Raw genomic sequence first — 14531 nt, 5'->3', positions numbered from 1 at the left:
AACCTTATTAAAAAAAGGGCATCTCAACCCTAGATTTTCATCTTATTGGCGAGACAGGCCCTTTTATTAATAACTGCTAATAAGAATAATTGTAAATTCTATAGATAACCACTCCTGCTTCAGCTCTTGTTGTGTATCCTTTTGGATTTATTTTATTCTCATTACCATTGATAATGTCACTGGCTATAAGCGTTTCAACACTATCCAATGCATAGGCTGAAACTTGATCGAAATCTGTAAATTGTTTTATTTCCTTTTCATTATTTAAATGAATATTAGTTAATTTACAAGCTCTTGTAACCATCACCATCATTTCTTCCCTAGTTATGATGTTGTTAGGATTGAATTTACCCTGACCATTCCCATTAACGATACCTAATTCTTTGGCTATTCCAACAGTATTATAATAATATCCCATCTTACTAACATCATCAAAATTATCATAAAATTCAGCATCAAGCTCTAGAGTACGAATCAACATGGATAAAAATTCAGCTCGTGTAGTATTTAACTGTGGACAATAATTACCATTGCCTGTACCTTTCAGAATTCCTTTTACAGCTAAAACTTCAATTTCATTTTCAGCCCATGAACATGAAGAAATATCATTAAAACTTAGTTCATCATAAGAGACAGCATAAGAACTAAAATATTTAGTCCTAAATTCTACCGTTCCAGTTTCTTTGCTATATCTGCTGTTAGGAATTTTAGTAGAATTACCATTCTCATCAATATTACAGACAACAATTCTTTCTGCAGCCTCACCTGGCAATAAAGTATATGGAATAGATACTAGAACTGAAACTTTTTTATTATTCCACTGCTTTTCTTTACCATCTTTTTTAAAGGATAGTTCTATAATTGGTCTTTCACCAATCGACTTTCTGAGCGGATTGTCCAGTTTTTTATATTTATTCATATCACCTTTGTTAAAATATAATTGAACCTTACCTAATTCTTGAATTTCTTTGCTCTTTAAAACTTCATTTGGTAATGTAACTTTACCAAATCCTGTTTGAATACCTAAATCAATATCTTTATTAGATGCCATTATTGCTTCAGGTAATTCAAGAATAATTCCTGATACTTGATCATCCATTTTGCTGGTATTAATTAAGAATTCTGTATCATCTTTTTTCATTTGAGAAATAGCCTTCTCTACTAAATAATCTGAAATTGTAACCTCAACTTGCCCTTGATCATTAACAGTCTGATTTAACTCTAAAATAATTTTACCATTATTGATTATTTCAATTTGCTTTTCCTTATCTGTTTTTTTCTTATTAGAGTGTGATCCTCCTGAATGTGGAATATTGGGTTCTGGATCTGGATTATTGGAGTCTTTAGCTTTATAAATTTCAAATTCGTATAAGCTTGCCCATGAATTACTCTCCAGTCCAGTTATTGTTAACCTAACATATCTAGCTGTTACTTGGAAGTTATTTACATGATAGGCAGCTGCCTCAAAGTTACTGGTCTCATCAACAACCATTTTCCAATTAAGATTATCTTCAGATACTTCAATCTTATACTGATAAACACTTAATGGTGCTTCCCATTTAATTCTACTACCAATAAGATTAATACTGTCTTCTAAATCAACAGTAATACTGTGATTTTCATCACCGTTATTTGCGCACCATCTTGTATATGGATTGCCATCTGTTGCATGATAATTAGGATTAGCAGTTTCATTTGCTGTGGCAATTACTGTTTTATTAAGTGCCACATTAATACCATTGATTGATGGTATATCAACAGGTGGTATACTTGTACCAATAGCCAATTCATGAATACCTATATCTGGTACATTATAATACAATGCATTACCGAAGAAGTCGCTAGTAATATTTACCCCTTCAATATTTTTACCTGCATCTTTACAAGGAGAATCTTCTTGTAATTGATAACCGTTGAATACTGAAGTATCCCAACTATCTGAACCGTTGTAATCAAGTCCATAATTTTTGTCTATTACATTGAATACAGTTCCAACATGTCCAGGGTTAATAAATTTTGGATCTTCATTAACTGCATGAGTATCCCCAGCGGGTGCATTAACACCAAAATAACAGTTGCTGTCATAAATCCAGTTGCTCTTTGTATCAAATGTTGCATTTTTACCTTTCACATAGAAGATATTATTAAAGAAATAAGCTTCTTTTGACTTTTCTCTGTTCTCTTCCCAACCATTGTCATTAGCTGTAAGACGTACATTATCAACATTTTCTCCAACATAAAATACATTATTGTAAATTTTTGTATATCGTGTTCCAGGTCCCATTAATTGAATTGTTCTACTACTATCATTCTCACTAATATTATAACGAATAACTGAATGATAATTGATGGTACTATTCTTCGGACTACAAACCAACATAAATCCACCTTCATTATCATGGCTATAATTATACTGGAATGTTGTTCCTGTACTATAGTAATCACAATCAAACCCTTGACCATCTCTAGTTCCATGAGTCAAATAAGCTTCATTATATTGGAATAATGCATCTTTACAGCTCCAATCCCATATAGCCACATTTGCATGTTTTGAATTCATTGCACAATCTTTAGCAACATTATGCTCTATCAATGGACTGTCACAAGTCTGGGCAACTATACCATCACCTGCAATGGTATCTAAAACATTACCACGAATAACTACATTCGTACTACCTGCCCAATAATCTTCTGTTCCGTTATCCCTGTTAAAGAAGAAAGATTGAACTGCACGAATACCCGTTCTACTTACATCTCGTACTGTATTATTCTCAATAAGAACATCATTATACTTTGTTTTTATATCTCCTGGCAGAACTGTTAGAATAATACCTCCTGTCCATTTAACATCCATTTTGAATCCACCTTGTGACACTTGACCCGGATTATCTTCTCCATTAACGTTATGTACATAACAGTTCTTAATGTGAATATGTTCAATTGTCCCTGCATTATTTGCAAAAATACCAATACCTCTTCTTTGTGTTTCTTCTGAACCCATATTGGTAACTTCAAGATTGTTGATTTCCCAATATTGTTGATTATATAAACGAACCGCTGTATCAACACCTCCACCATTTATAATTGGTCGTTGATTACCTTCGCCATATTGATCAATTATAATGGGATCTTTCTCGGTACCAGATCCTTTTGGCCATAACTGTCCTGACCAAACACCACCTGTTTTAAATAATATCTTATCTCCTGGCATAAAGCCATTAGCATTGAGTTTCTCTAATGTTTTCCAAGCTGTTACCTCTGTTGTACCATCATTAGTATCATTACCAGTATCAGCATCGATGTAATATGTTACCCCACCAACAGCTTGAGGAATTTCTTTATAGTTCTCTTGATCAATAGATTCATCTACTTTTAACTCACATATTCCTGGAAGTGCACCATTTTCTGAACCATCGATCATAACTCGTATATATCTTAATTTAGTGGCTTCAAAGCTATCACTTGACATCATAGGAATAAAGGCTTCATTTCTCTTGTCAACCAATGTTAACCATCTATTACCATCCATTGAGCCATCTATTGTATATCCATTAATGTCATTACTACTCCACAAAATGTCAACAATATCCACTATGAATTCTTTTTCTAGGTCAATGGAGATAAATTGATTGTTACTGCTATTAGCAACCCAACTTGTAGTATTATTATCATCAACTGCATAAGAGCCATCAGCATTACTTTTTTCACTTGATACAGTTACGTTTTTATTTTTTGCTATGCTGGCATTGACATATCTTTTCACAAGATATTCTGTGTCGCTATCTGTTAAACGCATGGATATTTGATTCTTATATCCATTCTTTAAAGAAATATTTTCTTTCTGATAACCGCCCCAACCTACAAGGTAATTCCACTCCGTATTAACAGTAAATAGAACACCATCTGTTTTAAAACCATCATTGCTGTTAGCAACTGAAAGTCTAACTGCTTCTGTCCCATTGGATTCAGCTCTTAATCTTGTATCTGAATCATCTAATACTGCAGATGCAAAATAGATATTCTCTTTCATACTACGAAAATCATTTGTGCCTCTGTTACTTTGATCTTCTTTTCCATACAGGTAGTAATCCACCATATCCATAGACCAATCCCAGTCTGGTTTTATTCCATATTGATCATCACCTTCTTCTCTTGTTCGAGTTGCACTTCCTGCTAGTCGACCAATATGATTATCTGGATAAACGCTGTAAAGTCCATTTCGTTCCCAATTAACATCACTAACTGCATCGCTTAACAAGTAAGAAACACCAACTTCTACAACATTTTTATATGTGGGAGGATTATTAATAGTAAAAGTAGTTGTTATTAGACCTTCATAATCAATACGAATTTCAAAAACAACATTAAGAATTCCATTCGTATAACTATTATCATCTAAATATGTTCCATCAACGGTAACTACAATATATTCACCATCTACCTTGTGCTCAAAATTATTTAGTCTCCAAGTATTTACGTCAAAGCTTTGCTCGGATTCTTTCGTAGCACTATTATTTTCTGAACCATATAGATTAATAAATGGACCATCAACAATTACTGTTTCATTGTCATAACTACCTTCTATAATAAGACCTGTTGACTTATCAAAAATTACTTTAAAATCATTACCTTCAATAATTAATTCACCTGCTGTTTCATTAACAGTAGGCTGATTGACTACTGAAGTATCAAAATAACGGCGCTCATCACCAATTTGAAGGTCGAATTCATCAACCATTATTTGTCCTAAGTTCATATCTTCATAGAAAAACTTAAGGTTAACTGTATCACCAAGCAACCATTGTCTACCAGGAACCTGAAGGATACCCGTTTCCCCTGGCATAATTGATGGTATATTTTCAATTTTCCCACTTTCGTCCTCTACGCTCCATTTAACTGTTATATCCATTAAATTGGTATGAGTAAATCTATTTTCAACAAGTACATTCAAAACTTCATTTTTATCAGGTTTGTCATACTCAATTTTTGTTATATCCACTGGAGAATAGGCTTTCTTGGTTAACCAATACTCTGGCTTTTCTCTTCCCCAGCTATCTAAAATACCCCATTGAGCAGTTCCATTTGCTTCAGCGCCTGTACCATCTTCTCCATCTGGTATAAAGAATACATCATCTACAGTACCCCAAATAGCTCCACCCAATGAACCATTGGCATTATAAATATTGTTCCAGTATCTTTCAAGAGTTTCTCCAAAGAAGTTTCTAGGGCCACCTGGATCTCTGCGTAATGTTCCATACAGATATGAAGGAACATGTGTATACTCATCATGTAATTCAGGTACATCCAAACTTTCATGATTATCATTCCAATTACGGTAATGCTCACTGAATAAGTCAAATGTTATTCTGTTTGTTCCAGAAGGTGCACCCCAGCCATATGAGTATATAGATAATCTTGAATTATCTTCTTCTTTAAGATATTCATGCTCCATTTCAACATTTGAACCATACTTGCTTTCATTACCTAAAGACCAAATAATAACGGAAGGATGTATTCTATCCCTTTCAATCATTTCACTAAATTGGTTCATATAATTAGGTGTATATGCAGGATTATTCTGTCTTCCAGTGCTTCCACCCCACATATCAACAAAACACATGGCTGTTTCTTCTTCCACATAAATTCCATATTTGTCGCAGTATTCTAGAAATCTTTCGTTTGGTGGATAATGGGATGTTCTTATAAAGTTAAAATTCGCTTTCTTAAGCTTGATAACATAATCTTCGATAATTTCATCCGTTAAAGTTCTTCCTGTACTTGCATAAGCACTATGAAGGGCTCCACCACGAAGTTTGATCTCTTTTCCATTAACATAAACCTTATTGGCTTCCTTGACGATTTGTCTAAAACCTACATTTTGCTCAACTGTTTCAACAACTGTTCCATCAATTAATAATTCCGTTGTTAATTGATACAAATATGGATGTTCTGCATCCCATTTATAAGGTTGATTAACCAAAAAACTTATTTGTTGTTCAGGTGCCGACTTGTTAAAATCAATTACATTGTTTGTAAGTGGGACATCTTTTCCATCTGGGTCTGTCAACGTATAACGAAGTTGCCTACTGTCACCAGATTCAAAATATAGTTTTGCATCAACTGTTAATGTTGCATCAACATAGTTATCATCAAATGTAGTTATAGGAACAACTCTTGTTATATACGTTTCAGGAACTGCAAACATCTCTACATCTCTGATAATTCCAGTAATGTTGTGTCTTGCATAACCGCTGCCGTAGGAAATATCATCACTTTCATCTACAATTCCAAGGGTAATGACCGCTTCTTCACCTGGTACGATATAGTCAGTAATATCTACATTCCAAGTAGTAAATCCACCTCTATGATCTCTTACATATTCACCATTTATCCACAATTTAGCATAACTGTAAACAGATTCAAAACGTAAGAAAACTCGATCACCTAAATAATCAGTTGGGATATTGATTTTCGTTGAGTATGCATATTCTTTATCCTTCTCAACATCAATACCTAACATTGCTAGTTCTGCAGGTACTTTTACATCTAGCCATGTGGATGTATCTACATCTTTCCTATAGTAATCATTCTCTGGCGTTAATGTGAATTTCCATGTACCATTCATTGGTAGTACTTCATTAGCTACGTCTTTTACATCACTAGGAATAGGTACAATAGTTGGTCTAGGCCATATACTATTATCAGATGTTGTATCTCCAAAAACTGCAAGATAGTCAATGGCAATGGTTTCACCTAAACTGTTTGCATTTTTACTGCCTTTAGCTACGATTTTGATTTCATGATTACCAATTTCTAATTCACCACTGTCAAAAATCAACTGTTTATCCATTCTTTTTGAAGAATATAAATCAATATTACCTTTTGTCTCTCCATCTACAAAGACTTCTGCAATACCATGATTATTAGCCATTGCTCCAAAAAGATTTACTTTTGTACCGAAAAACTTAAATATAATGGCACTATTAGTTTTATCTGTATAATGATTATCGTTCTTATAAGCGTCTTGTTTACTACTTACATAATTCCATTCACCTATATACTGCACTTGATTCATACCATAGCCTAATGTATTATCATTAATAATTTTAGCATCTGCTATTAAGTCATCTTTACCTTCACGGTAAACCTTAGCATAATCTGCAATAATAGTTGTACCACTGGAGACACTATTCTTTCTACCGGTAGCTTGAACTAATAAAGTATGTTGACCATATGGTAAAACAGGACTTGTATAAAGTAGTTCCTGATCTAGACGGCTGGAATTGTAGAAGTCAACCTCAGTTGTCTCTCCACCATCAATAGATACATTTGCAATACCATGGTTATGACTTACAGCACCATATAGCTTGATTTGTTCACCTACAAAATGAATCTTATATGCTGAAGAATTACTTGTCGACCATGCATTATCATTAGTAAATGCTTTTGACTCTCCACCATAACTCCATCCTCCAATAAACTCATAATTGTTTCCTGATGTACCAATAGAAGTATCGTTGATTTTGAGTATTGCATTGTCATAAGAAACACCATCTATAACATATGTCGTAATGGATTGCTTAACCACATTCGTTTTAAATCGGTTATTTATAATTTTTTCATCATCTAACTGGGTAAAATTTTCATTAGCAGATGTTCTATAAATTTTAACATCAGAACCAACTGTAGTAAACTCACTGAAATCGAAATCATAAGTTCGTGTATCATTAGAACTATTTCTAATAACATAAACCAAACGTTTCTCATCTTCATTATAAAATGCTACTGTATCGCTGCTGTTTTCACCAATCATCATAAAATTAGGACGAATGAATTTGGTATAGTTCATCATAGCATAATATTTTTTGCCAATCAAAAAATCTTCTTCAGCTAAATCATAGCCATTATAATTACCGGCATCATCAAAATTCGCAAAAATTAACCCCCAGTTGCTACCTGATCCACTTTCACCACCAGGAAGCATATTGGACCAGTTTTCTACTGGCTGCCATAAAGCCCAAGCATTAGGCTGCATTTCTTGTAAATCTTTAGTGATCCTTTCCGATAAGTCTAAAGCAGCTTTCATACCTTCTGGATTATATGCACCTCCGCCTAAATCTACTTCTGACATCCATAGATCTTTATCATACATATCAGCTGCTCTCTTAGCTCCTATTCGATTTGAACCTCCATATGTATGTAGATTCAAACGAGGCATCATGGATTTTACTTCATCACTATAATAATCCTTAAAAGTTTTTACACCTGTATCAATAACACTTTCATCCATAGCACTGACATAAGTACCAAGCCCTTTTTCCTTTAGACTATTATAAGTCTCTTCAATTAGAAGTGCTTGTTTATCTCTATCAAAGTGGCATCCTTCTTGACGTCCATTAGCTTTCCAATAATTGGTATACGGTTCATTCATAGGGTTTAATGAATCGAAAACAATACCTTCATTGTCATCAAAATGCTTAACAACTTCTGTCAAATAATCAGCAAAATCATCATAGTATTGATCTTGTAAATTATTATCCCAGCCATTAACTGAACCTGAAGCACATCCTGAAACTGTCATAAAATATGGAGGCGAATTAGAAAAAGCTTCTTTGATATTAGCACCACGTTGGATAGCTGCCTTTAACATCCATATCTGATTTTGGTCAACGCTCCAATCATACATTAGATTACCTTCTGAATCAAAACCCGTTGCCCAACCAGGAACATCTCCCCCTGAACGCAAGTGGTTATGGGTTGAATCATCTCCACCACCGATATTATATCGAACAATATTAAGGCCCAATCCTTTATCTTGGTCAAATAATAAATCAGCAATTTTATTTTTGTTGACATCTGACCATCCACCTACAACATTGGCAAACCATATTAATGAAGTTCCCCAACCTTGAAATTCTTGATATTGTGCACTTGGATCAAAAATCAGAGTGTCTTTATCTACAGCAGATTTTACTGTAAATCTCCATGATGTATCATCTATAAAGCCAGTAAAAGTTTCGTCACAATTAATTTCCTTAATAACTTCTGAAGGAACGTTAACATAGTAACTTTTACCTGATTCAAAACATTTTCTTGGTGATATTGTAATGCTTTGTCCATTTATAGAAATTTGTTCTCCTAACAAACCTATGGATTCAAATAAATCTCCATTCTCATTATAGATTGTTATATCACCTGATGATATTATTTCTATGTCTTTATTAAATGTCATTATAAGCTTAGTATCTTCACTCACTGCTTTTTGATTATTACTTGGTAATAACCTATTAATACCAAGAGGAGTGCTTGGATCTTCACTGCCATGAAGTCTAATTTCATAACAACTTGGCCAATCGCTAAATATCTTAATACGTATATATCTAGCTGTTATTGCATTATCAAATAAATCCTGTACAAAATAATCACCTGTATTGTATTGAGATCTATTGACTTGCTCTTCCCATGTTTGACCATCTATGGATGTATACAGCTGATATGTCATGTTTTTACCTTCTGAAACCATATCTACTGCATAGATTAATTTACTGTTTCCTAAGTCCATTTCCCATTGAGCATCCTTGCTGTTTGTCCATTTAGTATTTGTTTTACCATCAACAGAATTCTCTTTTGGATTCCAACTTTCTGTATATCCCCCACTGACAAGTGACGTAACCGTGATATTAGGATTATATAAAGCTAAATTAGTAAGTCCCTTTACCTTTTTAACACTAACATCATCTATGTATGCAGCATTCGCTCCTGGTTCTTTGTATAAAAAAACTTTTGCCGTTGTAGAACTATCCCCTGTTAAAAAGAGTATTTGAACCCGTTTCTTTTCTCCATTACTAACTGGTTTTTGTATTTTTTTATTACCAAATTCATCGACACCCAGCCAGACTTTTTGATCAGACTCTGCTGATAAATAGCCTTCTAGTAAGTAAAGCGTATTTGATTCAAGACCTGTAACATGAGTAATAGCAGATGTTTCTTCAACTAATTTAAGTGCATTAGTTCCAGAAATTACATAGGTTTCATCTGTTGTTATCAATATATTCTCACTACTTGCCCATGAATCATTTTCCCAAACTCCATCTTCAAAACCTGAATTTATAATTAAATTATCTCCTTCAGTTACAAAATCTTGATTGCCTTCTGCATAATCTACTTCTGCCGCAAGCACTTTATTAAAACCATTATTTACACTTAGTATTAATACAAAAGTCAGAACAAATGCTACTCTTCTTCTGATTTTAAATGTCATAATCACTTCTCCTTAATTTTATCATAAATATTCTCGTTGATTATTACCTTTGCATTATCTATGTTTTGTTTCAATAAAACCTCATACTCTTTATTAATATAGTCATTATACAATTTATTTTTTAAAAATCCCAATACAATATCTTCATTATTGATACGATCAATTATTTGATATACCATCATTTTTCCATTTATATAAAATACATCACTTATACCCTCGACAACATTATTTGTCATATCTTCCATAATATATCCATATTGTTTCATATCTAACATTATATTATCGGGTCGAAATGTATACTCCATATACTGGATAGATTGATGAATACCCTGTCCATTAATAAGACTCCCATCTAATCTCTGCTTAACATTGTTTAGCAAATATGATGCATCTTCCATAGTTAAATCCTTTTGTTTATCTAAGTCTATATATAGCATTGACGTTACAATTGTATCATACATTTGATATTCGTCTTTATTTGCTTTATAATAAAGTAATAAATCGTGGTCATCAATAGTCATATTTTTTTTCATTTCTTCAATAACTTGGATTTTCTTGTCACTTAAAAGGTATAAATAATATTCATAACTTGAGTAAACTATAGGTCCATAAATTGTCTCATTATTATCTGCCATGTTTTTTCTTTTACTGTTATAGGCTATTAAATTTTCTTTCAATCCACTATAGGAAATATCATCCCATAGACCTGCCTCTTTAGCCATTAATTGCTCTATTTTATTAAATATAGCTTTTTCTAGTGTTATTTCCTTTAACACATGAATCGGTATTTCCCCATTAATTTCTTGCATCATAGTTTCTGACGTAAGTTGAACACCATAATTCTGATAGAAATAGTTATATAAGTTACCTCTTTCTTCATTGTTCATAATATCAAGAAATTCCATAAGTTCTATTGGCTCATCATTAACATATGCAACAATTTTTGGTGAAATAGATTCAATTTTTGCCCTACTATTGGTCAGATTTCCACCAAACAATAATAAGGCTATACTTATAAATGAAACTATAATAATATTATTTTTGTTTTTCACTTATATCACCAACTATTCCTTAACTGCTCCTGCTACTATACCTTTAAATATGAATTTTTGGAAGAAAATATAGAGTAATAATGTTGGAATCATAACAATAATAACACCAGCACTCAATTCTACAATAGAACCACTTCTCTGACCTGCAAAACTCATCAATGATGTGGTTAATGTCCTAAGTTTATCGGAAGGCATATATAAATAAGGTACATACATATCATTCATAATATCCACTGTTTTTAGAATAGCCAGTGTAGCCACAGCTGGAATAATATTAGGCAAAATTATTCGTAGATAGATTCCAAAAAGAGAACATCCATCAAGTTTAGCACTCTCATCAAGTGATACAGGAATTGCATTTATAAATTGTAAATAAATGTATATCTGCATTAAATCTGTTCCAGCATAGATAACAACAGGTGCAATTATTGTGTTATATAATCCTAAATCTCGTATAATACCAAATCTAGCGATTTCAGTTACAAATCCAGGAACTAACATTCCAATTAGAAAAATAAACAATAATACCTTTTTAAATCTAAATTGAAATCTAGCAAGAACATATGCAACCATTGAAGCTAAAATTGTGTTTATTAGAATAGTTAGTACTACCAAAATTAATGAATTCTTTAATCCTAATAGAATTTTACCTTTAGTAAAAACAAGAACAAAATTATCCCACATAAGCTTTGTCGGTGGCTTTAATGGAAAATCAGTTCCAACTTGAACTTGTGTCTTAAATGATGCAAAAAGGGTTATCAATAATGGTGTCAAAACGATTAAGGTTATTACTATGAAAATTACTGATATAATAATATTCCCAGCAATTTTTTTTGCTAATCCATATCTTTTTTTTGACATATTTGTAATTGTAGTTTCATTCATTATGATTCACCCCCTACAATTTTTTTCTGTATCTTTGAAATAATAATTATTAAAAACATAAGTATAATTGCCATTGCCGAAGCTCTTCCAAAACTATTAAAGTTGAATGCTGTTTCGATAGTATAAAGAGTAAAAGTACTACTTGCATGTCCGGGTCCACCACTAGTCATGATAAATGGAATATCAAAAACCTGTAATGCTCCACGTACATTTAAGAATAATACCATTTCAACAATTAGATGAATGTTAGGAAGAATAATTTTAGTGTATTGTTTAAAAATATTAGCTCCATCAATTTTAGCAGCTTCTAACATATCTCCAGGTACTGATTGAATGGCTGCTAAGAATAAAATAACATGCATTCCAGAGAATCTCCAAAGAGATACTGACCCCAATGAATAGTTTACTATATTTTTATTACTAAGCCATCTAATAGGATCAATACTAAATAGTCCTAAAAATTCGTTAATTGCACCGCCTTCAGAGCTGAATAACATAGCAAACATATAGGATACTGCCACACCATTGATAATATATGGTAAGAACACAATACTTTTAAAAAACTTACTAGCTTTTATCTTACTATCAAGAAGAAATGCTATAAATATTTCTACTGGTATTACCAGTAAGTGCATAAAAAAATATATTCCATTATTCTTTAGACTAAGCCACACATCTTCTGAATCAGTGAATATTTTTACATAGTTTTCAAAGCCAATATAATTAATCTCCTTAGTTATACCATTCCAATCAGTAAAACTTAACTGTAGCAATTTAAGGGTAGGATAAAGCACAAACATTGCTAAAAGAATTAATGGAATAAACAAAAAAGATATAATTAGTACCCTTTTTTGTAATTTTGAATTCATTTCTACTTTTCCTTTCTAAAGAAGGGTGGAATAAATCCACCACTTATATAACCTTTAATTATTTATTTCTTGCTTTTTTCCAGTCTTCATTAAGTTCCGACATCATCTTATCAAAATCTTCACCTGCAAGCATTTCTTGACCCATTCGTTTTACATCAAAGGAAATTGCATTAACAATATTATTAAATTCAGTATTTCCTCCATCGTATAATACATAAGTCAATTTTTCACGGTTTAATGCTTCTGTCATCTCTTCTATATATGGAAGATCAACATCTGCATCTTTAGTTGTTACATTTGCACCTACTGCTGATGAATAAGCAATATAATAATCAGATGAGAAATACCAATCTATAAATGCTTTAGATTCATCTAGATTTTTACCATCTTTTGGTGTAGCCAGAAACAAATCACCCATAATTGATGCTGTTAAAGGTTCATCTTTTGAATCTCTTACTGGTAACATAAACATACCTAAATCTTCAGGATCAGCATCACTTGATGCATAATTTGAAATGAACCATTGTCCAGCGGCAACCATAGCTGCTTCTTTAGCATAGAACAATGCTTGTGCTTGATCCCAGCCAATACCTAATGGATCAAGGCCAAAAACATCTGCATCATATAATTTTTTAATTTTTTTATATGAATCATAGAATGGTTCACCAGCAGTAAAAGGCTCATCTTGTGTTGCCATTACATTCCAATAATCACCGCGTCCAGCTACAAGACATGGCATAAATTCATTAAAAGGATAATCCGTCCAAGCATCTTTAGCACCTAGTGCAATTGGAATATATTCACTATTGTTCTTAATCGTTTCTGCAGTAGTAATAAATTCATCCCAAGTAGTAGGAATATTAAGTCCTAATTCTTCAAATACAGATTTTCTGTAGTATATAAATTCATACAATACTGTTTGTGGAATACCTGCTACTTTACCTTCAATTCCATAATTCTTTGCATATAAATTAGTTGCAGTTGCATTTGTATCTGATAAATCAGCTAATCCTTCATTAAAATCAGCTAACATATAAGGTTTGATAAACATAATATCTGGCAGTTCATTTGCTGAATATCTGATTTTTAGAGTTTCTTCCAGTTGCCCAGAATCCTTTGCTTTTTCAATCTGAACTGTTACATGAGGTGCAACTTTTTTATAAGCTTCACTAATACTATTTGTCTGGGTATAATATTCATAAGCTTCATTATCGTGTAAAAACATTGTTAATGTGACAGGTTTTAACTCTCCATCTTTGCTTCCTTTGTTTTCTTCACTTATTTTTTGTGTCTCCTCTGTTTTACTCTTATCATTCTTAGAATCACAACCTACTAATGACATAATCATCATTAAAAGAGCCATAGCAATTGCTATTTTTTTCATAATATCCTCCTTGTTATTAATCATTTTGATAATTATTTGTTATCAATAAAAACATTATAACAATTTGTTTTTTAGTAAAA

5 protein-coding genes are annotated in these 14531 nt (G+C 32.4%); all 5 read right to left on the bottom strand.

Annotation, left to right across the window (positions count from 1 at the left end; translation table 11 throughout):
* Nucleotides 1-76 precede the first annotated feature (76 nt).
* The 5 genes from AACQ14_RS11860 to AACQ14_RS11840 are packed head-to-tail and all read right to left on the bottom strand — an operon-like array spanning nt 77 to nt 14451.
* The gene (locus AACQ14_RS11860) at nt 77-10261 is read right to left on the bottom strand and encodes a discoidin domain-containing protein (protein ID WP_339363806.1); all 10185 of its coding nucleotides are present in this window, start codon (nt 10259-10261) and stop codon (nt 77-79) included.
* 2 nt (nt 10262-10263) lie between these two features.
* A complete protein-coding gene (locus AACQ14_RS11855; protein ID WP_339363805.1) occupies nt 10264-11313 on the bottom strand; it encodes a hypothetical protein in 1050 nt (349 codons plus the stop codon).
* 12 nt (nt 11314-11325) lie between these two features.
* Nucleotides 11326-12198 (bottom strand): carbohydrate ABC transporter permease, encoded by an 873-nt coding sequence (locus AACQ14_RS11850; RefSeq protein WP_339363804.1) that lies wholly within the window; start codon nt 12196-12198, stop codon nt 11326-11328.
* The gene (locus AACQ14_RS11845; RefSeq protein WP_339363803.1) at nt 12198-13067 is read right to left on the bottom strand and encodes a carbohydrate ABC transporter permease; all 870 of its coding nucleotides are present in this window, start codon (nt 13065-13067) and stop codon (nt 12198-12200) included. Before AACQ14_RS11845 ends, AACQ14_RS11850 begins: the two co-directional genes overlap by 1 nt.
* A 58-nt stretch (nt 13068-13125) precedes the next feature.
* Nucleotides 13126-14451, bottom strand: coding sequence for an ABC transporter substrate-binding protein (locus tag AACQ14_RS11840; protein WP_339363802.1), 1326 nt, complete (start codon nt 14449-14451; stop codon nt 13126-13128).
* Nucleotides 14452-14531 lie beyond the last annotated feature (80 nt).

The organism is Vallitalea maricola, assembly GCF_036985595.1.
GTDB lineage: Bacteria > Bacillota > Clostridia > Lachnospirales > Vallitaleaceae > Vallitalea > Vallitalea maricola.
The sequence above is the reverse complement of the archived record's forward strand: the minus strand, read 5'-3'. Positions and strand labels throughout refer to the sequence as shown.